The following is a 23,591-nucleotide window of genomic DNA, read 5'->3' as shown; positions in this document are numbered from 1 at the left end:
TTTACTTGCATATTTTAAGAAATTTTTAATAAAAACTTGCAAAATATTTATGAAATTTTTATTAATATATAAGATAGGGGGATGAGAGTAATGGAAAAATATAAAATATTAGTAGTTGATGACGAAAAAGAAATTAGAGATGCAGTTGAGATATATTTAAGAGGAGAAAATCATATCATATTAAAAGCAGAAGATGGGATAGAAGCATTAGAAGTATTTAATGTAGAGAAACCTCATTTAGTTATCCTAGACATAATGATGCCTAAGTTAGATGGAATGAGAACATGTTTAAAAATAAGAGAGAAAAGTAATGTACCTATAATAATGCTATCTGCTAAAGGAGAAGATTCCGATAAGGTACTTGGTCTTAACTTGGGAGCAGATGATTATGTAACTAAACCATTTAATCATTTAGAGCTAGTAGCTAGAGTTAAGTCCCAATTAAGAAGATATGATAATCCGATTATAGCTAAACAAAGAGAAAAAGAAATAGAAGGTGAAATTTTAGTTATAAGGGATCTTGTTATTAATAAAGAGATAAAAAGTATTACGGTAAGAGGCAAGGAAATAAAAGTTACTGCTACGGAGTACAAAATTCTGTTATTATTAGCTTCTAATCCAGGTAGAATTTTTTCTATACAGGAGATATACGAAAGAGTTTGGGATGAGCCTTTTTATAATAGTGAAAATACAGTTACCGTGCACGTGAGAAGAATAAGAGAAAAAATTGAGATAAATCCAAAAGAGCCTGAGTATCTAAAGGTGGTGTGGGGTATTGGGTACAAAATTCAAAAATAGATATATTAGGTGGAAAGATAACGTCTATATAATAGATTTTGTTATATGTATATGTATAGTAATATTAACTTTTAATGCTTTGGGAATATTTGTAGAACAGGCATCTAAAGGTGTATTTGCTATGGACGCAATTATTAGTCCAGATAACTATAGAAAGAATAGACTGAAAAAGGAAAGTAAGGTTTTAATTCATAATATTCAAACCCAGTCAAATATTATGAATATGGGAGAAAAATTTATAAAAGATAATAGAAATCTTAGTAATAGCAATATTATAGGAGATGGATTTTTTATTGGATATTTATACATAATAAAAGATAAAAAAGATGAGAATGGAAAGTACTATTATATAACAAATAGGAGTTGGTTAGCTGAGCAAATTGATGGAGGAGCAGATATAAATACACTTTTTGAAAATTTGCATCAGTCTCAAGGCGTAATATGGTATAGCGTAGATAATAAAAAGAACTTCAATGAAGTTAATAGCATGGATCAAAATATGTTAACTCCAGAGGTTAAAAAAAACATAGAGAATATAACTGAATATTATTTTATTAAAGCAGATTACTATGAAAATTTCATAATAAAAAGCCGGATGTTATTTATAACCTATATTTTAAACTTGTCTTTAGTAATATTAATAATAATAAAGTATGAAGAGTTGATAAAACGCAAGGGGAATAGGTTTATAATTGAAGGGATTTATAAAAGTAAATTTGGAGAAACTATGTATTATTTAAAGGAAACTCCAAAAAGATTTTTAAGAAATATAAATAAAAGAATAGTTAAATTCACAATTTCTATTATTATATTTAATATAGCAATTGGAGTATTAGAAGCGTCTAAGTTTTTCACTTTTATAGATAGTGTTATAAACTTATTTACTAATAGATATATAGATAGTTTAATCATGACTAATAAACTTGTGGACATTATTAATTTCTCATCAATTCTTTTCTACATAGGGTATTTTATATTCTGCATTCTTAGAAATTATATATTCGTGTATGAATTGCTTGATATAGTTAGAGAATTTAAAAATGGGAACATGAATATAAAATTAACATATACAGATAAAAGAGAGATGAATGAAATAGTAGAGGGAATTAAATATATTCAGGAAGAGTATAAAATAATTGCTGAAGAAAGAATAAAGAATGAACAATTAAAAACAGAACTTATATCTAATGTTTCTCATGATTTAAAAACACCTCTCACTTCGATAATAAATTACGTAAATATACTAGATAGAGATGACATAACATATGAGGAAAGAAAACAATATTTAAAGATACTTGGAACTAAGTCTCAAAGATTACAGGGACTAATAGAAGATTTATTTGAGATGTCTAAATTTAATTCAGGAAAGATTAATTTAGATAAATATGAAGTAGATATAGTTCAATTAGTTCATATGGTAATAGGTGAACAGGAAGATAAACTTAAAGAAAAAGGATTAACAACTAGAGTAATATCTTATAGCGAAAGTGTTTTTATACAGATTGATCCGGATAAAATGGTCAGAGTTTTTGATAACTTAATTGTAAATGCAATAAAGTATTCTTTAGCAAACACAAGAATTTATATAGATATTTTTGATGATGGTAATTGGGTAACAATAAGTACTAAAAATATCTCCTCTTATGAGATGAACTTTAAGCCAGAAGATATGATGGAGAGGTTTGTAAGAGGAGATAGATCTAGAAACTCTAATGTTGAAGGTTCTGGACTAGGGCTAGCTATAGCTAGGAGTATAGTGGAGATGCATGAGGGTGACTTAAAATTAGAAGTTGAAGGAGATATGTTTAAAACTTATGTTATGTTAAAAAAGTAAACTTAAGGCAGGGAGTAGTTAGCTCCCTGCTTTTTTTGTCGATAAATTATATTATCTAAGTTCTTGTTTTAAAAAATAAAAAATATCAATTACAAGGAAATAATAAGAAAATAAGAGATAACTATAGAATTTTAAATACAAACTAGGATTATTGAAATTTACAAATCTACAAATTACCATTATAATTAACAAGTCAATATATTGTGCATAAATAAAAAGTATGCAATGAATGACCACAATATATAGTGAAGAGGGGAAGAGCGTTATGGATTTGAAAGCTTTATGTGAAATGGCATTAGAAGCGATAGGGAGTGAAAAAGAGATATATAATGAGGAGAAATTAAAAAACTCTTTAAATAGAATAATAACTCCATATATGAAGGAGACTGAATTAACAAAAAGTGTAATGCAGATACTACTTGAATTAACTTCAGGGGAAGAGCCTCAGTGGCAAGTGGGTGCTGCTAGATTATATATACATTTATTATATAATAAAGTAAAGGAAAACAGAGGATTAGAAGAAGAAAACCCTTATGAAGATTTATATGGGTTTATTGAAACATTGACAGATAAAGGTCTTTATGGAAAATACATATTAGATAACTATACAAAGGATGAAGTACAAGAATTAGAAAAAGAGATAAAACCTGAGAGAGATTTTCTATTTACTTATAGTGGAATAAACCTTTTAGATAAAAGATATCTAATTCAAGACTTCAATAGAAAAACTCTAGAGTTACCACAGCAGATGTTTATGGGAATAGCAATGCATTTAGCTATACCAGAAAAAAAGGAAAATAGATTATATTGGGCTAAAAGAATATATGATGTTTTAAGTTCACTAAAAGCTACTATGGCAACACCTACAATGTCTAATGCTAGAAAGCCTTTCTATCAATTAAGCTCCTGTTTTATAGACACAGTAGATGATTCATTGAATGGAATTTATAAGTCAATAGATAACTTTGCTAAAGTTTCAAAGTTTGGCGGTGGAATGGGTATATATATAGGAAAGATAAGAGCACTAGGATCACCTATAAGAGGCTTTAAAGGAGCTTCAGGAGGAGTTATTCCATGGGTAAAGCTATTTAACGATACAGCTGTGGCTGTGGACCAATTAGGTGTAAGAAATGGTAGTGTAGCTATTTGGTTAGATGCGTGGCATAAAGATATGCCGGAATTTCTTCAAATAAGAACTAACAATGGAGATGATCGAAAAAAAGCTCATGATGTATTCCCTGGAATTTGTTATCCAGATTTATTTTGGAAACTTGCAGAAACTAATATAGATGCAAATTGGTATATGATGTGTCCTCATGAAATTAGAAGTATTAAGGGATACTCGCTTGAAGATTTCTATGGTGAAGAGTGGGAAAAGAAGTATTATGAGTGTGTAGAAGATGAAAGAATAGAAAAAAGAGCGATGATTGTTAAAGATATAGTAAGACTCATAATAAAGTCAGCAGCAGAAACAGGAACACCTTTTGCTTTTTATAGAGATACTGTAAATAAAATGAACCCTAATAAACATAAGGGAATGATTTATTCATCTAATTTATGCACGGAAATAATGCAAAATATGAGCCCAATGGAAATATATAAAGAAGAAATAGTAGATGAGAATGGTGATAAAATAATAATAGAGAAAACAAAGTCAGGAGATTTTGTTGTATGTAATCTATCATCTCTTGTATTAGGTAATATAGAAGTACTAAATGAGGAGGAACTTGAATATGTAGTAGAAACTCAGATAAGAGCTATGGATAATGTTATAGATTTAAATTATTATTCCGTGCCTTTTGCAGAAGTAACTAATAAAAGATATAGAGCTATAGGACTTGGAACATCTGGTTACCACCACATGTTAGCAAACAATAAAATTGGATGGACATCAGATGAACATGAAGCTTTTGCAGATAAAGTTTATGAAAATATCAACTACTTCTCTATAAAAGCAAGTATGAACATAGCTAAAGAAAAAGGTTACTATGAGTATTTTAAAGGTTCAGATTGGGATAATGGAAATTATTTTGAACTGAGAGAGTATAACTCACCAAGATGGGAAGAGCTAAAAGAGGAAGTAAAACTCCAAGGTATGAGAAATGGGTATTTAATTGCAGTAGCACCAAACGGATCTACAGCAACTATAGCAGGAACTTCAGAGGGTGTTGATCCAGTTATGGCTAGGTTCTGGTTAGAAGAAAAGAAGGGAAGCATAACTCCTAAAACAGCACCGAATCTTTCTATGGATAATTATTGGTATTATATATCTGCTTATAATATAGATCAGGCTTGGAGCGTAAAAATGAATGGTGTGAGACAAAGACATATAGATCAAGGTCAATCATTTAATTTATATATAACTACAAACTACACTATGAGACAAATAATGAATTTGTATATAGATGCATGTAAGTATGGAGTAAAAAGTATCTACTATGTAAGATCAAAATCATTAACAGTTGAAGATTGTGAAAGTTGTTCAGCTTAGGAGGGTAAAATGAGTAATTTAATTAATAAAAAGCCATTATTTAATGAAAATGGTGATATAGACACATCTAAAAAACAAATGATAAATGGAAATACTACAAATTTAAATGACTTTAATAATATGAAATATAATTGGGCCTCAGACTGGTATAGGCAGGCTATGAATAACTTCTGGATACCAGAAGAGATAAATTTATCTCAAGATTTAAAGGACTATAAAGTTCTTACAGAGAAAGAAAGAGTAGCTTATGATAAGATATTATCTTTCTTAATATTCTTAGATTCAATACAAACAGCTAATTTAGGGAATATAAACAACTTTATAACTGCTTCAGAAGTAAATTTATGCTTAACTATTCAAGCATTCCAAGAAGCTGTCCATTCTCAAAGTTATTCATATATGTTAGATTCCATATGCTCTCCAGAGAAAAGAAATGAAATATTATACCAATGGAAAGATGATAAGATTCTTTTAGAAAGAAATAAATTCATAGGAGATTTATATAACGATTTTGTAGAATCTCCTACTGAAAGAAACTTTATAAGAGCAATAATGGCTAACTATATATTAGAGGGTGTCTACTTCTATTCAGGATTTATGTTCTTCTATAATCTAGAGAGAAATGGTAAGATGCCAGGTTCGGCTCAAGAGATAAGATATATAAATAGAGATGAAAATACACATTTATGGCTATTTAGAAGCATAATAAAAGAGCTTCAACAAGAGCAACCTCAAATGTTCACTCCTGAAATAGTGGAAGAACTCAGAGGAATGATTAAAACAGGTGTTGAAAATGAAATAGCTTGGGGTCACTATGTTATAGGGGATAATATAGCAGGTATAAACAAGCAAATGATAGAAGACTATATAAAGTATCTAGGAAACTTAAGAGCATGGTCATTAGGCTTTGAACCGCTATATGAGGGATATGAAGATAATCCAGCTCAATGGGTTGATTTTTATGCAGATGCTAATCAAGTTAAAACAGATTTCTTTGAAGCGAAATCAACAGCTTATGCAAAAGCTGGAGCATTAATAGATGATTTATAAAAAATAAGTAGGAGAAATCCTACTTATTTTCATTAAGAGTATTTTTAATTTTCATGAAAGCATAATCTAAGGTAGAATTGAGATTGTTTGTATTTTTACCTCCACCTTGGGCAGAAAAAGTACTTCCGCCACCTTTTCCATCGATAAGGCTGATAGCATCTTTAAGAAGCAAATTCATATTTATAAAGTTAATATTTTTAGAGCAAGAGAATATAAGATTAGCCTTGTCTTCATCCTTTACAGCAAAAAGAGCAATTACATCATTAAAAGTAGTTAATTTGGTAGCTAGGGTGTTAATATATTTCAAACTTTCGCTGGAATAAGTTTTCTTAACCACAGTGATACCAGATATTTTTTCACTTTCTTCTAAAATATCTTTAATTTCGTAATTAGAGATATTATCTTTAAGAAGTCTATTTTCTGATAGTATTTTGTTTAACTCGTCTCTTTGTTTTTGAATTTGATCTATAGCTTCGGCTTCACTACATTTTAGCAAAGAGCATATTTCAGTAGAAAATATGTATTTTTGAAGACTTTCTTTTATTGCTCTTTCTCCGCATAAAAAGTGTATTCTAGTGGAATTTTTATATTTTTCCCATTTGAGGATTTTAATCAATTGGACTTCTATAGTGGATTTGGGATGTAATCCACAGCAAGGATTAAAATCAATGTCTCCAATTTTAACTACACGTATTTGCTCATTTATTTTAGGTGAAATTTTCTTTATAGGCATTTTTTTAAGCTCTGATTTAGTAGGATAGAGAAATTCTACAGTTATATTATCTAATATTAAGCCAATAGATAAATTTTCAGCTTCATCAATCTGCTCTTTAGTAAGAAACTTATCAATATCTATAGTGCAGATAGATTCTCCTAAATGAAAACCAATAGTAGAAGCATTAAAAAGCTTAGAAAAAGAAGCAGAAAGAATATGTTGTCCTAGATGCTGCTGCATAATATCAAATCGTCTTTTCCAATGTATAGAGCACTTAACTCTGTGGATTTTAATTGGCTTTATTGAACTTACATGATATATATTATCATTCTCCTCGTAAACATAAGTTATAGGAGAAGCTTCTATATAACCAGTATCAGAAGGAGCTCCACCTCCTTCTGGATAAAAGTAGGTCTTATCAAGTTTTATATGAAATTCATTATTTTTTTCTATTACTTCGAGTACTTCAGCAGTAAAAGTTTTTTCATATTGATTATAGTAATAAAGTTTTTCCATTTAATAGCTCCTTTTAATTTGAATAAGAATTAATCCTCTAGTAAAAACAAAAACACTTCTTCTAAAGACAGACCGTAGTAAGAGGAATTAAGGGTTTTAAATTTTTTACTTAGTTTACTTTTTATATTTTTAATATAAGAAAGTCTAAAAGGTAAGTATTTTTCGATAGTATTTATATATTCTTTGGAATAATATTCTCTGTTATCTACAATAGCAAACAATATCATTTGAATGCAATTATCCTTAATGAGTTTTTTTAACTCATTAGATTTAGAATACTTAAAACAATCAGCTGTATCAAGTACATAGTATACTAAATTAATCAGCTTATTAGTAATTGAGTCTAAAGGGTATTTACCGGCTAGTTGAGACATTATCGTCATATGATTATTCTCTAAATCTTTTTTTATATCTTGAAGATCATCACAGAGTTGAAGGAAAAAGCCATAGCCATAGGAGAAAATTTCTTCTTCTTTAGTAAGTGAACCATCTATTAGATAAGCATCTGCTAAAACAGAAGTGCCTCCTTTTTCAATGGATATACCAAGTATATCACTTTCATATGGAAGGGTAATTGCATCTTGTTGAAGCAGACTTTTTTCTTGTGCATTGTGAATTAGTAGAAGACTCTCATATACAAGTGGATAAGATTCGCGATTAAATACCGATTCTATATGCGAAACTAAGTCAAAAATAATATCTTCATTGGGATTTTTTGAAATTACAGGTTCTCCTTTTAACCTTTTAGAAAAATTCAAGTTGAAAGTTTTTTTTGTGGTTAAATCAACAGTAGTATCATCTAAAAAATTATCGGTGTAAGGATAAAGAAGGCTGTAGCCTGAAATAGCATCAGTTAATTTCATTGGGAGATTTAAAATTTTTTGAAAAATGTTAACTATCCATACGTTTCGTAAAGCTTGCCCTATATCTTCAAAAGATAAGGAAGAATCTAAATTTTTACACTTTTTGATAAATAATTTAGTACTGATTATAAACTCTTCTTTCATTGTTTTATCTAAAGTACCTAGACTGAACATTTCATTTTCATAAATTGTAGAATCAATAAGTTTATAAAAATCTTCTTTCCACTCCAATCGTTTATTGATATCTTCGGGAAATTGATTGATATGTTTTAAAAATATATCAATTTGTGAGTTAAAAAGTTTTTCTTTTTGTATCTTATTCCAGTAATCAGTAGAAGTTAAATTGAAGTTTAACTCAGTACTGGAATTCCACCAAAGTTCTCTATAAAGAGAATTTAAAAAATCTATATTAATAAAATAAGTCATAAAGTTCAAATATCCTCCAAAGTAATTAATACTATTTTATCATAATGGAAGGCATATTAAGACCGTTAGTATATAAAACTTTTCATAAGGATATCTTAAATTTTTCTGAAATAAAAAAATCTGGAGTAGGAATGAATCTCTACCTCCAGATATAAAAGCTTACTATAAAACATATTTAAATATACAAAAATAATGAGATAATGTACCTAATAATATGAAGATGTGGAATATCTCATGAAAACCTAAGTGTTTAAAAGTTAGGAATTTTGGTTTAACTGCATAAATCACACCACCAACTGTGTATAAAATTCCACCTAATACTAAAAGCAAAACCCCATTAAGAGATATGGCAGAATATAAAGGAACTATAGCAAATACAGCTATCCATCCCATAAGTATATATATTAAGGTTGAAAGCCATCTAGGACAATTGAACCAAATCATTTTAAAGGATATTCCAAGAACAGCTATTGTCATTATGATTGAAAATAATACCCATCCTGTAACTCCATTTAGAGCTATTAAGCAGATAGGGGTATAGGAACCAGCAATAAGTACAAAAATCATTGAATGGTCAAGTTTTCTTAAAAAGCTTATTACTTTGTCAGAAGCAATAACCATGTGATAAGTAGCAGAAGCAGAGTAAAGAAGTATCATGCTAATACCAAATATTATTACTGCAGTAATATTTAAAGGTGTGGCTGAGGAAAATGCTATTTTAACTATCATAGCAATTAATCCAACAAGTGAAGCAATAGCACCAAATAAATGAGTTAATCCATTTATAGGTTCTCTAATATATTTATTCATGATTAAAACCTCCTAGTGACAACATGTAGTTACTATAACTACGTTGTATCTTGATTATATTATGATGGTATTATATCCATATGTCAATAATATATTACCATATTTATTAAAAAATTTTCTTACAGTAATATTAAATTACAATTAATGTCGATAATTTATAAAGTATATGATATAAATATAATAGAATGTAGTAAATAAAACTACCCCTTGGAGGTTTACATGGATAAAAATGAATTAGATAAATTGATAGATAATTTGTATTTAGATGAAATTATTGAATTAGATGAAATACCAGAGCTAGATTTATATATGGATCAAGTAATTCAGTTATTCGAAAATAAATACAATAAAACTTTAAGGACTGAAGAAGATAAAGTTTTAACCAAAACTATGATTAACAACTATGCAAAAGATAAAATATTTATGCCCATAAAAAACAAAAAATATTCTAAAGAACATCTGATACTTATATCTCTTATATATGAATTAAAGGGTTCTTTATCTATAAGTGATATAAAAAAAGTTTTAACTCCAATAGTTTCAACTTTAAATAATAATGAAGAGTATGACATAAGAAGTTTATATAGAGATTATACTGAAGTATATGGAGAAGATGTAAATCTTTTTAAAGAGAGTGCCGCAGATAGGTTAAAATACATAGAAGATAAACTTAAAATTGAAAAGGGTATATTAGATGGATTTAATAGGAAATTAGTTTTATTAAGCTCACTAGTTAATATGAGTAACTTTTATAGAAGGCTTGCAGAGAAGGTAGTTGATGATATAAATAGTTCAGATAAATAAAAGGAGGTTACATTTGCGCTTAAAACTCGCTTATGTAGCCTCTTGTATCCTATTTATTAACTTCAATTCCGTATTTTTTACACTTCAAAGATATGGTTCTATGAGTTAAACCTAAGGCTTTACCAGCCTTATTATAGCTACCATAGACTTTCATGGCCTTTTCTATAATTATCTTTTCGTACTCTTCAAAAGTTAGAAGTTCATCTTGATCAAGCGGTAAGAGGCTTTCTTTATGTTTTCCATCTTCTCTAAAATAGTAGGGGAGATCTCTTGGAGTTATTATGTCTCTTGAAGATAGGTTAATAGCTCTTTCAATTATATTCTCTAACTCACGTATATTACCGGGCCAAGAGTAATTTATAAGATGATTTAAAGCTTCTTTAGTTATTCCTTTTATATTTTTATTTAATCGAGAGTTCATTTTGTGTATAAAAAACTCTACTAAATCAGGAATATCTTCTTTTCTATCTCTTAGAGGAGGAAGTTGAATACATAGGACATTAAGCCTATAATATAAATCCTCTCTAAACTCTCCGTTTTTAATCATTTCTTCTAAATCTCTGTGGGTTGCAGCAATAACTCTAACATCTATCTTTTGTGGTGTAATTCCACCTATGCTTTCAACTTCTCTTTCCTGAAGAACTCTAAGTAGCTTCACCTGCATAGATAGTGGCATATCGCCTATTTCATCTAAGAAAATAGTTCCGCCGTCAGCTATAGTAAACTTACCAGGTTTTGATTTAATTGCACCTGTAAAGGAACCTTTCTCAAAACCAAACAATTCACTTTCTAACAAGTTATCAGGTATAGCAGCACAATTCACTTTTATAAAAGGTTTATTGTTTCTATTTGAATTTTGATGGATAGCACTAGCTATAAGCTCTTTTCCTGTTCCACTATCACCTCGTATTAAAACTGTAGAAGTACTTTCAGAAGCTTTCTGAGAAATATATAAAATATCTTTTAAAGAGGAACTTATTCCAATTATTCCGCTGAAAGCTTTTGAGTTAAGAGTGTGTTTTAAAAGCTCTTCTTTATAATACTTAAGTTGTTCTTCAGATAACTCTAGTTTATTAACTAAGTCCTTCATCTCTGAAATTACCTTAGAGGTAGATAAAACTCCTTTGAATTCTCCATCTATAAATAAAGGAGTGACTGTAGAAATAATATCTATATTATTTTTTGTATGGACAACATTTTCAACTCTTTCTTTAGTATTAAAAACTTTAACTCTCAATCCATCTTGGGATATATCAAAAATGCTTTTGCCTAAATAGTTGGAACTATCCCCTAAATAATTCACATAAGCAGGATTAGTATAATTAATAAAACCATTCTCATCAACAAAGCAAATTAGGTCATGGGAACTTTCAAGGATTTTTTTGAATTTTTCATTTAATTCCTTCATGCCGACTATGTCAGATACATCTTGAAAAACTCCACAGGCACCAATGAGTTTGGAGTTGTTAAAAATAGGACTGCGATTTACAGTGATAATCTTTCCGTTTATATGCTGAATCTGCCCAAATTGCTTTTGAGGATTAGCTATTATATTAGGCAGTTTAGTATTATGTACTATCTTTTCAATAGACTTACCTATGGATTTAACATGTTCCTTTTCAAATACCTTAAGAGCATAATCATTTATGTAAGTTATATTTGAGTTTAAGTCAATTACAACGATTCCTATTGGAATAGAGTCTAAAATTTGTTCGTTAGCTATTTTACTCTCTTCTATGAATACATCAATTTGTTCCATCATAGAGGAATTAAGATTAACCTTAGTTAGTATATATGAATAAAGCTCATCTAGCGCAGCTGTAGCAGCTTCAGTATGTTCTTTAACTCCTATATTTATAGATTCTTTATAATGAACCTTTAAAGAAAGTAGAGCAAGCATGGAAACTCCAAGCCAATCAGTTTTAGGTGGCTTTTGAATATAAAGATTAACATTATATTTAGATTTTAGCTTATCTACCTTATTAACTATCATGGCTGCAATTCTTGTATGAAGTCCGTTGGGGTCTAAAATTGATATAGATTTTGTATACATAAGACCACTCCTTGATAAAATTTATCGAAAATAATAGGGTTGATAAAAAATATCAACAATATAATTTTAACATAAACCCTTAATATAGCAAGGGTTTTGTATTTTCTTGATAAAAAGTATCAAGGAAATTTAAATTTAGGATAATTTTTTCAACAAAATATTAAGAAATTGTAAAATAAAGTTAAAAGTGTGAATATACATTTACTATAAAAACATTTACATTTCATATAAATTTAAAAAAGTGTGTTATAATATTATTGTTTGTATTGAAAAGAATATATTTGGCATTATAATTGCTTGTTATTTATATGGTGATTTATTGAGAAATATATAAGCTAATAGCTATTTTTATAAGGAGGAATTCTAGTATGAAAAAAGGAATTGCAGCTTCTAAAGGTTATTCTATAGGAAAAGCATATATACAAGAACATGAAGAAATAATTATAACTGATGAAAAAGTAAGTGATATAGCAGGTGAAAAAGAAAAATTACATATAGCATTAGACGCATCAAAAGCTCAATTAGAGAAAATAAAAGAAAAGGCTGCTAAAGAAATGGGTGAAGAAAAAGCAGCTGTATTTGAAGCTCATATAACACTTCTTGACGATCCAGAATTCAGTGGACAAATGGAAGCGGAAATAGAAAACAATAGCTTAAATGCTATGAAGGCTGTAGAAGGTGTTACTAACACATTTGTAATGATATTCGAATCTATGGATGATGAATACATGAGAGAAAGAGCAGCTGATATAAAAGACGTATCTAGCAGAATAATAGCTAACCTTGCAGGAAAAGGCGGGGATGCATTCTCTATAACTGAAGAAGATACAATAGTTGTTGCACACGACTTAACACCTTCAGATACTGCTCAATTAGATAGAAGTAAGGTAATAGCTTTCTTAACTAATATAGGAGGAAGAACATCTCACTCTGCGATAATGGCTAGAACTTTAGAAATTCCTGCTGTTGTTGGATTAGGTGATATAACTACTTCTGTTAAAGCTGGAGATACAATCATAGTTGATGGTATAAATGGAGATGTTATCATAAATCCAGATAATGCTACAATAGAAGAATATAAAGCTAAAAGAGAAAACTTCTTAAAAGAACAAGAAGAGTTAAGAAAATTAGTAGATGTTAAAACAGTTACTAAAGCTGGTAAAAGAGTTGAAGTGTGTGGAAATATCGGTAAGCCAGAAGATGTTCTTCAGGTATTAGCAAACGGTGGAGATGGAGTAGGTCTATTCAGAACTGAGTTCTTATATATGGATAGAGATAGTGCTCCAACTGAAGATGAACAATATGAATCATATAAATATGTTCTTGAAAAAATGGAAGGAAAGCAAGTTGTAATAAGAACTTTAGATATCGGTGGAGATAAAACTCTTCCATACCTACCATTACCACAAGAAATGAATCCATTCTTAGGATATAGAGCAATAAGACTTTGTTTAGATAGAAAAGAAATATTTAAAGTTCAATTAAGAGCTTTATTAAGAGCTTCTATCTATGGAAATCTTGCAGTAATGTTCCCAATGATTTCTGGCTTAGAAGAATTCGAGGCTGCAAGAGAAGCTGTAGAAGAATGTAAAGCTGAGTTAAAAGCTGAAGGAAAAGAATACTCAGATAAAATTCAATGGGGTATCATGGTTGAAATTCCAGCTGCAGCTGTTTATGCTGATGAATTAGCAAAACATGTTGACTTCTTCTCAATAGGAACAAATGATTTAATTCAGTACACACTTGCTGCTGATAGAATGAGTGAAAAAGTATCATACTTATATAACCCAATGCACCCAGCAGTATTAAGATTAATAAAGATGACAATAGATGGTGCACACAAACATGGTAAGTGGGTAGGAATGTGTGGCGAAATGGCTGGTGATGAAACAGCTATACCTACACTAGTAGAATATGGCTTAGATGAGTTCTCAATGAGTGCTTCATCAATGCTAAATGCTAAAAAATTAATAATGGAGCAATAGATATATAGATAGCTCTTTAATCAAAATGCGTATTGGAGAAGTGAGAAATCACTTCTTCTTTTTTTATCTTTAAATGTCCGAACATTCGAATGTTCGAATGTTCGGACATTTAAAGATGAAAATTGCTATAGAAGGCAACGTATATTTTTTTATAGGAATATTTATGTGGAATTTTATTTAAAATATAGATATAATATAATTTATATTTGACTTTTTATTTATTTCATTGGGGTGTTTTATTAAATAAAAAGGGGGAGCGTAATGAAAAAGATAAAGATTGCCTTATTAGGTTTAGGTAATGTAGGAAGAGGAGTTTGGAATATAATTAACGAGAACGGAGAAGAGATAAGAAAGCGTTCTGGTTATGATGTGGAAATTTCTAAGATTCTAGTTAGAGATAAAGATAAGGCTAGAGGGGTAGAGGTTCCAGAAGAAATACTTACAACAAATTACTCTGATATAGTAGAAGATAAAGAAATAAAAATAGTTGTAGAGCTTATGGGAGGAGTAAATCCTGCCAAAGAATATATGCTTGAGGCGATGAGTAAGAAAAAACATGTAGTTACAGCTAACAAAATGGTATTAGCAACTGAAGGAGAAGAACTTTTTGAGGCAGCAGATAGAGAAGGCGTTATGTTCTATTATGAAGCTTCTGTAGCAGGCGGAATTCCTATAATTCAAGGTGTTAATGAAAGTTTAGCTGCAAATAAAATTGAACAAATTTATGGAATAGTTAACGGAACAACTAACTATATATTATCTAAAATGGAACTGGAAGATATGGATTTTGATGATGCTTTAAAAGAAGCTCAAGAAAAGGGCTATGCAGAAGCAGACCCAACATCGGACATAGAAGCATATGATGCAACTTATAAATTAGCTATAATATCATCTTTAGCCTTTGGAACAAAAATAAGATATGAAGATATCTATAGAGAAGGAATTACTAAAATAAATTCTATGGATATAAAATATGCTAAGGAATTAGGTTTTGTAATAAAGCTTTTAGCTATTGCTAAAGATGTAAATGGAGAATTAGAACTAAGAGTACATCCAACACTTATACCTAAAACTCATCCACTAGCAAATGTTTATGATTCTTTTAATGCTATATTCATTAAAGGAAATGCAGTAGGAGATTTAATGCTTTATGGAAGAGGAGCAGGAGATTTACCGACCGGTTCAGCTGTGGTTGGGGATATACTTTCTGTATTAAGAAATGAAAGCAATCTAGAAAATTATTCTGCTATAAAGAATAATTTATGGGAAAGAAACCTTAAACCTATGTCAGAGGTTAATAGAAGATATTATTTAAGAATAACAGTAAAAGATAAACCAGGAGTATTAGGAGATATAACTACTATCTTTGGTAAAAATAATGTAAGTATGAGATCAATCATTCAAAGAGAAAGAGAAGCAGATAGTGCTTCATTAGTTATAATAACTCACCATACTAAAGAGGGAGATTTAATGAATTCCGTAGATAGAATAAAGGAGTTAGACTCTTTGGAAAGTGTGGATAATATACTTAGAATAGAAAGTTTTAATAGTAAATAATATATTTAAAGAGCTTTGTATCAATAATATAGATATAAAGCTCTTTTTTGTGATGTTTTATTATATAATCCTTAAATTTCCTACAATGTTTTTCATTTTGTTAACCATCTAGTTTTTTATATATGATATAATTTTATGTAGAAATATGTTGAGGTGATGTTAATAATGAAAAATGAAGGAAGTAAACTTTATAATAGAGCGATGAAACATTATTCAAATGGTAACTTAGAAAAGGCTTTAGATGTATGTGAAATAGGTATGTCATTAGGGCTATCGAATGCTGCATTAATTAATTTAAAAGGATTATTGTTATATATAGAAGGTGATTATGAAGGTGCTAAAGCTACCTGGAAAATATGTAAGGATTTTAATGACGATGAAACTGCTAAAAAATATTTAATTTCTTTAGAGGAAGATTCTAATAAATTAGAGATGCATGTTCAAGCAAATTCCTTATTTAATAAAACAAAAATCAAAGAAGCTTTAGAAATTTTAGAAGAATGTAGAGAAAGTGACTTTAATTTTATAAATGTAAACATATTAATAGCTAAATGTTATCTTAAACTAGGTGAACAAGATAAAGCTAAATTTCATTTAATAAAAGTTGCAGAAAAAGATAGAAATAATGAAGAGTTAAAGGAATTAAAAAAGGAGATAGCTGATTTCCCAGAAGAAAAACCAAAGGTTACTCAAAAGCAAAAAATAGTTATAGGAGCTTCGTTAGTAGTTGTATTAGCAATAGTGGTATTAATAAAGCCCATAAGTTCAATGATTAAAGGGAAAGATAATACAAGCAGTGATATAACTATTAATGAAAGTGCTGAACAAAAAGAAAATGATGCAAAAATTGATGAATTAGTTAAAAAGGAATTGACTGTTAAGAATTGGGATGATTTAAAGAGTTATATATCTAGCAAGGATTACGAAAAAATTGGTGAATTTATCAAAGATGTAGATAAAAACACTTTGGATACAAATCAAAAGAAGTTATATAGTCAATCTAAAGAATTGTTAGATTTAGAGGGAGTAAAACATTTTTATGATAAAGGAAATACATTATTTAAATCTAAAGATTTTGGGAATGCTATAAAAGAATATGAGAAAGCGTACAGTATAAGTGAGGGGAATTATTTAAGACCCCATGTTGCTTATATGATAGCTTCTTGTTATGAAAAGATGGAGGAGTATGATAAAGCAATAGAGCAATATAAGTATTACTTAAATGAATTTGCAGATGGTGAGTATAGGGCTGAGGTAACGTATAAATTAGCGATGATAAACAAAGATATAAATAAGGAAGAAAGTAAAAAATATGCTCAAATTATTAAAGATACATACAGTAACTCCATGTATAATAACTCTAATATTAAGGAAATATTAGGACAATAGTTTTAGGAGGTACATCAATGATAAAAATCATAAAGAATGTAGAGCTATATGCACCAAAATATGAAGGTAGGAAAATTATAGTACTTGCCAATGACAAAATTGAAGGGATTTATGATAGCATTAAAATTCCAAAGGATTTTTTAGAAATTGATGTTATAGATGGAGAAGGCTTTGTAGCTGTTCCAGGATTTATTGACTCTCATGTACATATAATGGGAGCTGGTGGGGAAGATGGATTTAAAAGCAGAACTCCAGAAATATCTTTAAGTGAATTTATAAAAGCTGGAACCACCACTGTAGTTGGATGTATAGGAACGGATGGAATCACTAGAAACTTAAAAGCACTTCTCGCTAAGGCTTATGCTTTAGAGGAAGAAGGTATAACAACATATTGTTATACAGGATCTTATGATATACCTGTTATTACAGCTACAGATAGTATTAAGAATGATATAATTCTTCTTCAAAAGGTTATAGGAGTTGGAGAAGTTGCTATAAGTGATAGTAGAAGTTCTCAAGCTACGTATAGTGAATTTATAAGGGTAGTTGCAGATACTAGAGTAGGCGGACTTTTATCTGGTAAAGCAGGAATTGTAAATATACACTTAGGTAATGGAAATAATAAGATGAACTATCTTTTCAGAGTAAAAGAAGAGGGTGACATACCTTTAGAGCAATTACTTCCAACTCATGTTAATAGAAATGAGAAACTTTTTAAAGAGGCTATAAAATATGCTAAAGATGGTGGATATGTAGATTTAACCACAGCCTCTGATCCTGAACACCTAGAACAAGATGAGGTAAAGGCAAGTAACGGACTTAAAAGAATGCTAAGTGAGGGAGTGCCTTTAAAACAAATAAGTTTCTCTTCTGATGGTAATGGTAGCTTACCAGTATTTGATGAAAAGCATCAAATAATAGGTGTAGGGATATGTTTACCAGAATCATTATATAGGGAATTCAAAGATGCTGTATTAATAGAAAAATTATCGTTGGAAGATGTGCTTCAAGTAGTTACTTCTAATGTAGCACATATCTTAAAATTAGAAAATAAAGGACTTATAGAAAAAGGCAAAGATGCAGATATTCTTCTTTTAGATAAAGATAATTTAGACATAGATACTGTTATAGCCAAGGGAAAGATATTAATGAAAAATAAAGAGGTGTTAATCAAAGGAACCTTTGAAAAGAGCTGATATATATTTTGTTGACAAATAGAAAAACTAAATCTATAATTAATACCATATAATACCCTAAGGGGGTATAAGGAGGTATAAATATGTTACAAGTAGATGTAAATAATTTTAATGAAGAGGTTAAAGAACACGATGGAGTTGTGGTAGTAGATTTTTGGGCAACTTGGTGTGGTCCATGTAAGATGCTAGCTCCTGTATTAGACTCTCTTTCTCAAGATATGGATGCTGTAAAGTTCGTAAAACTAGATGTTGATAAGAATCCAGCTTTAGCTAACGAGTATGGAGTAACAACAATACCAACTCTAAAGGTATTTAAAAGTGGAGAATTAGTTAACTCTATAACTGGTTTTAAACCTAAAGAGGTTCTTGCAGCTGAACTTAAAAAACACATTTAATATGTTGGGAGATATATTATGAGTGAGAGATATGATATAGCTATTGTTGGAACTGGTCCTGCAGGGCTTTCAGCTGCTATAAATGCCAAAATTAGAAATAAAAATTTTATAATATTTGGAAATAAGGAGTTTAGTACGAAGCTTACTAAAGCTCCTAAAATAAATAACTATTTAGGACTTCCAGGCATAAAAGGTACAGAACTTAAGGATTCTTTTGAAAAGCATATTAAAGAAATGCACATAAGTATTAATTATGAAAGAGTCAATAACATATATGCTATGGGAGATTATTATGCACTAATGGTAAATGATAAGATTTATGAAGCTAGTTCTGTAATTTTAGCTACAGGTGTGGAATATACTAAACCTATTGATGGAGAAGAAAATCTATTAGGCAAGGGTGTTGGATATTGTGCGACCTGTGATGCTCCTTTGTATAAAGGAAAAGTTGTTACCATAGTGGGGTATAATACTGAAAGTGAAGAAGAAGCTAATTATGTAAGTGAGCTGGCTTCAAAAGTTTATTATATACCTATGTATAAAGGAGTTTATGCATTAAGTGAAAAAGTAGAAGTTGTATTTGATACTCCTGAGCAGGTTATAGGAGAAGGTAAAGTAGAGAAACTTAAACTTAAAAATAGAGAAATCATAACCGATGGAATATTCTTTTTAAGAGATGCTATATCTCCAGATCAATTAGTTCCTGGATTAGAAGTTGAAGAAGGACATATTAAAGTTGATAGGAATATGGCTACAAACTTAAAGGGATGTTTTGCAGCAGGTGACTGTGTAGGAAGACCACACCAGTATATAAAAGCTGCTGGAGAAGGTTTGATAGCTGCGCTTAATGCAGTTTCATATGTAAGTAAATTGTAAAAGGTCGCTATAAGCGACCTTTTTTAAGTACAGAAGAAAACATGATGTCCGATATTAGTTACTTTTTTCTTTTCTACATTCTTCATCCAACTACAAGTAGCTATGGATGGATTGTAGAAGAACAAGGCTTCGTTTGTTGGATCCACTCCTTTAATAGCATCGTAAACAGCAGCGTATGATGCCTCATTAGGAGTTACATTAATCTCTCCATTTACAACACAAGAGAATGCATTTTTTTGCATTATGACTTCTCTTATAGTGTCCGGAAATTTAGGGTCAGTTACTCTGTTTAAAATTACAGATGCAACTGCAATTTTACCCTGCTGAGGTTCCCCTTTTGATTCCGCATGAACAATTTTAGCCATTAAATTTAAGTCGTCTTCTGTAATATACAGAGTTTTGTTGTTGTAAGAAAAAACTTCAACAACTTCTTCTTTTTCCTTGTATAAATCTTTAGTCTCATTTTTATTAATGGTTAATAATCTTCTCTCCCCATTTATGCTGTCAATATCCATAAGACTTATATTGTTGGTCAAATCCTTAGGGACTATTTTCTCTACAGAATATGCCCTGTAACCACCTAAAAAAAAGAAAAAGGTTAAAAAGAAGAATAAAAATAAATAGAATTTCTTCATATTTCTCCTCCTTTTGGATAAACCCTGTTCTAAGGTAGTTTAACCCAAAAAAAGATATTAATACATAAAATTTATTTGATTATAGGAGAATTACTTTCTCTGTATTCGGAAAGTCTTATAGTTAAGTCATCATATTTTGAAAATGGATTTTCATATATGTCTTTAAGTTCCTTATCATAAGAAGGGGAAGAAGATTCTGCAACCAATACCTCTCTCATGGATTCTAAATATATGTCACATAATTTTACTAACTCTTGTAGCCCTTCAAAACTTGAATAATGTTCTGGAGGTATAGATACTTTTGTTATTTCTTCCTTTAATGTTTTAATATCAGCCTGTTTTATATAAACATCATTAAGTATATTATCTACAGTTGATTTGTTATCATAACATCTTTGGAGAGCCGGTGTTAAGTTCTGACATATTGCTGATAAGGTTGAATAAAATTTATTCATGGAATTAGAGTAATTGGTGGTTATAGAATTAGTAATCTCAGCATTAAGAGATTTTTTAGCAGCATCAAGCTCTTTAAGTAAAAAAGTTCTATTGTATTTATAAAAAGATTGAAAATTTTTTATAGTAGAAGAAGTATCATCGTTTGAATAATAACTTTTAATGTCTTCAAGGGTTTCTAATAATGAATTTAGTACGATAATATAATTAGAAGTAGGATTTTTGTTATCTTTTAGTGATATAAAACTAGTAAAGTAAGAGTTATAATTGTTAAGTAGTTCTGAATAGTTGCTATCCTTAGCTTTTAAAGAACTAATCGCATTTAAGTTTTCTTTACATATTTCAACGATATTATCAAAGTCATAATTAACTCCATCTAAATCATTATAGGAGTTGTTAATTGATGAAATAGTAGATGGTATCAATGTAGTGTTTTTAGATTTAGAAAAATAATCAAATCCTATATAAGTAACAAGCATAAACAAAACGATTATAAGAATAATATAATGAAGATTATTTTTAATTTTCATTTAAATCCCCCATTTCTATAATAAGTATATTTAATATTATGTTAATCCTATTGATTTAATGATTACTTTATACAAATTTGTGACAGGAATGATACTAAGAATGTAAAAATTGGTGTATAATCTAAGATATACATAAGGGTTAGCTGGAGGTGAAGAGTTTGAACGAGTTCATAAATTTAACTATTAATACAATTAAAAATATATCAGTTTGGTCCGTTTTAGATATTCTAGTAGTAGCGTATATATTCTATAAATCTTATATGCTTATTAAAGATACTAGAGCTGAGCAGCTTTTGAAAGGAATACTATTTATAGTTGTACTTATTCCTATTAGCTATGTACTTAGATTGAATATGTTATATGTTATTTTGAATAAAACTATTACTATTGGAGTATTAACAATAGTAATAATATTTCAACCTGAAATAAGAAGAGCTTTAGAGCATTTGGGAAGAAGTGCGTTTGATGATATTCATACAGTACAAGATAAAGAAGAAATAAATAAAACTATAAATGAAGTAGTTATTGCAGTAGATGCATTAGCAAAAACTAAAACAGGAGCTTTGATTGTAATTGAACAAAGTACAGGCTTAGGAGACTTTATGGCCAGTGGAACTAGGATAGATGGATTGGTTTCATCAGCTATGCTTGAAAATATCTTTGTAGTTAACACTCCACTACATGATGGTGCTACAATTATTAAAAATAGTAGAATAGTTGCATCTGGATGTGTTTTACCGCTAACCTCAAATAATGATATTAATAAGAAATTAGGAACAAGACATAGAGCAGCAATAGGATTATCTGAAATTTGTGATGCAATAATAATAATAGTATCGGAAGAGACTGGTACTATCTCCTTAGCTATCAATGGAAGATTAACTAGAAATTATGATAAAGAAAAATTAAGGACTATTTTAGGTAAGGTAATAGAAAATAAACAGAGTAAACGAGTTAAAACAGCAGGAGAAAGGGTGAAAGTATGGATCAGAAAAGTAGTAAAAAACGACAAATAATAATACAACTAATTTGTTTAGTACTTTCCTTCGGATTATGGCTTTACATATCAAATGTAGAAAATCCTGTCACCACCTATAATCTAGATAAGGTACCTGTTGAACTAATAAATGAAACAGCACTTAATAACTCAGGTTTAACTTTATCTCCAAATCAAGTTGTTTATGTAGACTTGAAGCTGGAGGGACCTAGATCAGAGCTTTATTCTGTAAAGAGAGATCAGTTTAAAATAACCGTAGATTTAGGAGATTATGTACTTAAAAAGGGTGAAAACAGCGTACCTGTAGAGATAGTAGATTATCCAGATAATATAAATATTAAAAAAAGTAGTAATTTAAAAGTAAATATAGTGATTGATGAGCTTCAGACTAGAAGTGTATCAATAAAGCAGGAGTTAACATTAACAGCTAAAAGTGGATATTATTTAGGGGAAACTACCTTGTCTTATAACAAGGTAAATATATCTGGACCAGCAGAATATGTTAATTCAGTTCAAAATGTAGTAGCTAAAGGAGAGTTTAAAAGTTTAGATTCTGATTTACTCTCTACGGTACAGCTAAAAGCTGTAGATGATGAAAATAAAGTAGTCGAAAATGTAATTATTCAACCATCTACAGTTGATATAACTGTTCCAGTAAGGCAGTTAAAGCCAGCTAAAGTAAGCATTAAAACTTCAGGGCAACTAAGGAGTGACTTGGCAATAAAAGCTATAACTCCTTCTAAAACCTATATAGAGTTAAAAGGAGATAAAGACATAACTGATAAAATATCTGAAGTGTATACTGAAGCTATAGATTTATCTAAAATAACTACCACAACAGATATTAGCGTAAAGTTAAGTCTACCAGAAGGTGTACAGAGTGTAGATAATACTATATCTGTAAATGTGGAAGTAGAGAAGATAATCTCTAAGGATTTTTCGGTTTCGCTAATTACTAAAGGATTAGGAGATAATTATAATTCGGCTTTAAGTAAAACTGAGGTTAAGGTAACTGTAAAAGGTAATGAGAGCAGCGTAAACAAGGTAAATGTTAATATGTTTAAAGGAGAGGTTGATTTGACTTCTTTAATAGAAGGAAGTTATGATATTTCACCTAAGATAACTTTTGATAATTCAATAGAGAATATAACTATAACATCTAATGATAAAGTTAAAGCTACTATAACAAAAAAAGAACAGTAGTTTTAGAGGAGGAAA

19 protein-coding genes are annotated in these 23,591 nt (G+C 29.5%); 13 read left to right on the top strand and 6 right to left on the bottom strand.

Annotated elements, in window-relative coordinates; genetic code table 11:
* Nucleotides 1–90: 90 nt before the first annotated feature.
* The 4 genes from P8F83_RS15695 to P8F83_RS15680 all read left to right on the top strand — a co-directional run bounded on the left by P8F83_RS15695 (nucleotide 91) and on the right by P8F83_RS15680 (nucleotide 6,173).
* A complete protein-coding gene (locus P8F83_RS15695) occupies nucleotides 91–798 on the top strand; it encodes a response regulator transcription factor (protein ID WP_286909965.1) in 708 nt (235 codons plus the stop codon).
* Nucleotides 776–2,632 (top strand): sensor histidine kinase, encoded by a 1,857-nt coding sequence (locus P8F83_RS15690; protein ID WP_326511854.1) that lies wholly within the window; start codon nucleotides 776–778, stop codon nucleotides 2,630–2,632. Before P8F83_RS15695 ends, P8F83_RS15690 begins: the two co-directional genes overlap by 23 nt.
* 265 nt (nucleotides 2,633–2,897) lie before the next feature.
* The gene (locus P8F83_RS15685) at nucleotides 2,898–5,123 is read left to right on the top strand and encodes a ribonucleoside-diphosphate reductase subunit alpha (RefSeq protein WP_326511853.1); all 2,226 of its coding nucleotides are present in this window, start codon (nucleotides 2,898–2,900) and stop codon (nucleotides 5,121–5,123) included.
* A 9-nt stretch (nucleotides 5,124–5,132) separates the two neighbouring features.
* A complete protein-coding gene (locus P8F83_RS15680; RefSeq protein ID WP_315110381.1) occupies nucleotides 5,133–6,173 on the top strand; it encodes a ribonucleotide-diphosphate reductase subunit beta in 1,041 nt (346 codons plus the stop codon).
* Between the two features lie 19 nt (nucleotides 6,174–6,192).
* On the opposite strand, the gene P8F83_RS15675 is transcribed toward P8F83_RS15680, so the two are convergent.
* The 3 genes from P8F83_RS15675 to trhA form a co-directional block, all read right to left on the bottom strand.
* The gene (locus P8F83_RS15675) at nucleotides 6,193–7,404 is read right to left on the bottom strand and encodes an alanyl-tRNA editing protein (protein ID WP_326511852.1); all 1,212 of its coding nucleotides are present in this window, start codon (nucleotides 7,402–7,404) and stop codon (nucleotides 6,193–6,195) included.
* A gap of 29 nt (nucleotides 7,405–7,433) precedes the next feature.
* Nucleotides 7,434–8,693, bottom strand: a complete 1,260-nt coding sequence (locus P8F83_RS15670; protein ID WP_326514852.1) for a hypothetical protein — start codon at nucleotides 8,691–8,693, stop codon at nucleotides 7,434–7,436.
* Nucleotides 8,694–8,855: 162 nt separating this feature from the next.
* Nucleotides 8,856–9,503, bottom strand: a complete 648-nt coding sequence (gene trhA, locus P8F83_RS15665) for a PAQR family membrane homeostasis protein TrhA (protein WP_073021378.1) — start codon at nucleotides 9,501–9,503, stop codon at nucleotides 8,856–8,858.
* 219 nt (nucleotides 9,504–9,722) lie between these two features.
* Between trhA and P8F83_RS15660 the strand changes: the two genes are divergently transcribed.
* Nucleotides 9,723–10,307 carry a DUF1836 domain-containing protein gene (locus tag P8F83_RS15660; protein WP_326511851.1) on the top strand — a complete coding sequence of 195 codons (585 nt, stop codon included), beginning with the start codon at nucleotides 9,723–9,725 and terminating at the stop codon, nucleotides 10,305–10,307.
* Between the two features lie 49 nt (nucleotides 10,308–10,356).
* On the opposite strand, the gene P8F83_RS15655 is transcribed toward P8F83_RS15660, so the two are convergent.
* Nucleotides 10,357–12,360 carry a sigma 54-interacting transcriptional regulator gene (locus P8F83_RS15655; RefSeq protein ID WP_326511850.1) on the bottom strand — a complete coding sequence of 668 codons (2,004 nt, stop codon included), beginning with the start codon at nucleotides 12,358–12,360 and terminating at the stop codon, nucleotides 10,357–10,359.
* Nucleotides 12,361–12,728: 368 nt separating this feature from the next.
* Between P8F83_RS15655 and ptsP the strand changes: the two genes are divergently transcribed.
* From ptsP to P8F83_RS15625, 6 genes are all read left to right on the top strand, one after another.
* Entirely contained in the window at nucleotides 12,729–14,345 is a 1,617-nt protein-coding gene (ptsP, locus tag P8F83_RS15650; RefSeq protein WP_326511849.1) for a phosphoenolpyruvate--protein phosphotransferase, read from the top strand.
* A gap of 261 nt (nucleotides 14,346–14,606) precedes the next feature.
* On the top strand, nucleotides 14,607–15,902 hold the full coding sequence (locus P8F83_RS15645) for a homoserine dehydrogenase (protein ID WP_286909946.1): 1,296 nt from the start codon (nucleotides 14,607–14,609) through the stop codon (nucleotides 15,900–15,902).
* 165 nt (nucleotides 15,903–16,067) lie between these two features.
* The gene (locus P8F83_RS15640; RefSeq protein WP_326511848.1) at nucleotides 16,068–17,291 is read left to right on the top strand and encodes a tetratricopeptide repeat protein; all 1,224 of its coding nucleotides are present in this window, start codon (nucleotides 16,068–16,070) and stop codon (nucleotides 17,289–17,291) included.
* A 17-nt stretch (nucleotides 17,292–17,308) separates the two neighbouring features.
* Nucleotides 17,309–18,487: a beta-aspartyl-peptidase gene (gene iadA / locus P8F83_RS15635; RefSeq protein ID WP_326511847.1), complete on the top strand. Its 1,179-nt coding sequence runs from the start codon at nucleotides 17,309–17,311 to the stop codon at nucleotides 18,485–18,487.
* An 83-nt stretch (nucleotides 18,488–18,570) separates the two neighbouring features.
* Nucleotides 18,571–18,882, top strand: a complete 312-nt coding sequence (trxA, locus tag P8F83_RS15630; RefSeq protein ID WP_021800208.1) for a thioredoxin — start codon at nucleotides 18,571–18,573, stop codon at nucleotides 18,880–18,882.
* Between the two features lie 18 nt (nucleotides 18,883–18,900).
* Nucleotides 18,901–19,758 carry an NAD(P)/FAD-dependent oxidoreductase gene (locus P8F83_RS15625; RefSeq protein ID WP_326511846.1) on the top strand — a complete coding sequence of 286 codons (858 nt, stop codon included), beginning with the start codon at nucleotides 18,901–18,903 and terminating at the stop codon, nucleotides 19,756–19,758.
* Nucleotides 19,759–19,781: 23 nt separating this feature from the next.
* On the opposite strand, the gene P8F83_RS15620 is transcribed toward P8F83_RS15625, so the two are convergent.
* Complete coding sequence (locus P8F83_RS15620; RefSeq protein ID WP_021800209.1) at nucleotides 19,782–20,393, bottom strand: cell wall hydrolase; 612 nt, start codon at nucleotides 20,391–20,393, stop codon at nucleotides 19,782–19,784.
* A gap of 71 nt (nucleotides 20,394–20,464) precedes the next feature.
* Nucleotides 20,465–21,376 carry a hypothetical protein gene (locus P8F83_RS15615; protein ID WP_326511845.1) on the bottom strand — a complete coding sequence of 304 codons (912 nt, stop codon included), beginning with the start codon at nucleotides 21,374–21,376 and terminating at the stop codon, nucleotides 20,465–20,467.
* A 158-nt stretch (nucleotides 21,377–21,534) separates the two neighbouring features.
* On the opposite strand from P8F83_RS15615, the gene cdaA reads away from it, so the two are divergent.
* Complete coding sequence (gene cdaA / locus P8F83_RS15610; protein ID WP_073021400.1) at nucleotides 21,535–22,392, top strand: diadenylate cyclase CdaA; 858 nt, start codon at nucleotides 21,535–21,537, stop codon at nucleotides 22,390–22,392.
* Complete coding sequence (locus P8F83_RS15605; protein ID WP_326511844.1) at nucleotides 22,359–23,576, top strand: CdaR family protein; 1,218 nt, start codon at nucleotides 22,359–22,361, stop codon at nucleotides 23,574–23,576. Before cdaA ends, P8F83_RS15605 begins: the two co-directional genes overlap by 34 nt.
* The last annotated feature ends 15 nt before the right edge of the window (nucleotides 23,577–23,591 follow it).

It is taken from the genome of Clostridium intestinale (assembly GCF_035905475.1).
GTDB lineage: Bacteria > Bacillota > Clostridia > Clostridiales > Clostridiaceae > Clostridium_T > Clostridium_T intestinale.
Note: the sequence above shows the minus strand (reverse complement) of the source record. Positions and strands in the feature narration are given on the sequence as shown.

What these genes read in the sequence shown, in the direction of transcription:
- P8F83_RS15695 (WP_286909965.1), top strand. Translation starts at nt 91, where the DNA reads ATGGAAAAATATAAAATATTAGTAGTTGATGACGAAAAAGAAATTAGA.
- P8F83_RS15685 (WP_326511853.1), top strand. Translation starts at nt 2,898, where the DNA reads ATGGATTTGAAAGCTTTATGTGAAATGGCATTAGAAGCGATAGGGAGT.
- P8F83_RS15680 (WP_315110381.1), top strand. Translation starts at nt 5,133, where the DNA reads ATGAGTAATTTAATTAATAAAAAGCCATTATTTAATGAAAATGGTGAT.
- P8F83_RS15675 (WP_326511852.1), bottom strand. Translation starts at nt 7,404, where the DNA reads ATGGAAAAACTTTATTACTATAATCAATATGAAAAAACTTTTACTGCT.
- P8F83_RS15670 (WP_326514852.1), bottom strand. Translation starts at nt 8,693, where the DNA reads ATGACTTATTTTATTAATATAGATTTTTTAAATTCTCTTTATAGAGAA.
- trhA (WP_073021378.1), bottom strand. Translation starts at nt 9,503, where the DNA reads ATGAATAAATATATTAGAGAACCTATAAATGGATTAACTCATTTATTT.
- P8F83_RS15660 (WP_326511851.1), top strand. Translation starts at nt 9,723, where the DNA reads ATGGATAAAAATGAATTAGATAAATTGATAGATAATTTGTATTTAGAT.
- P8F83_RS15655 (WP_326511850.1), bottom strand. Translation starts at nt 12,360, where the DNA reads ATGTATACAAAATCTATATCAATTTTAGACCCCAACGGACTTCATACA.
- ptsP (WP_326511849.1), top strand. Translation starts at nt 12,729, where the DNA reads ATGAAAAAAGGAATTGCAGCTTCTAAAGGTTATTCTATAGGAAAAGCA.
- P8F83_RS15645 (WP_286909946.1), top strand. Translation starts at nt 14,607, where the DNA reads ATGAAAAAGATAAAGATTGCCTTATTAGGTTTAGGTAATGTAGGAAGA.
- P8F83_RS15640 (WP_326511848.1), top strand. Translation starts at nt 16,068, where the DNA reads ATGAAAAATGAAGGAAGTAAACTTTATAATAGAGCGATGAAACATTAT.
- iadA (WP_326511847.1), top strand. Translation starts at nt 17,309, where the DNA reads ATGATAAAAATCATAAAGAATGTAGAGCTATATGCACCAAAATATGAA.
- trxA (WP_021800208.1), top strand. Translation starts at nt 18,571, where the DNA reads ATGTTACAAGTAGATGTAAATAATTTTAATGAAGAGGTTAAAGAACAC.
- P8F83_RS15625 (WP_326511846.1), top strand. Translation starts at nt 18,901, where the DNA reads ATGAGTGAGAGATATGATATAGCTATTGTTGGAACTGGTCCTGCAGGG.
- P8F83_RS15620 (WP_021800209.1), bottom strand. Translation starts at nt 20,393, where the DNA reads ATGAAGAAATTCTATTTATTTTTATTCTTCTTTTTAACCTTTTTCTTT.
- P8F83_RS15615 (WP_326511845.1), bottom strand. Translation starts at nt 21,376, where the DNA reads ATGAAAATTAAAAATAATCTTCATTATATTATTCTTATAATCGTTTTG.
- P8F83_RS15605 (WP_326511844.1), top strand. Translation starts at nt 22,359, where the DNA reads ATGGATCAGAAAAGTAGTAAAAAACGACAAATAATAATACAACTAATT.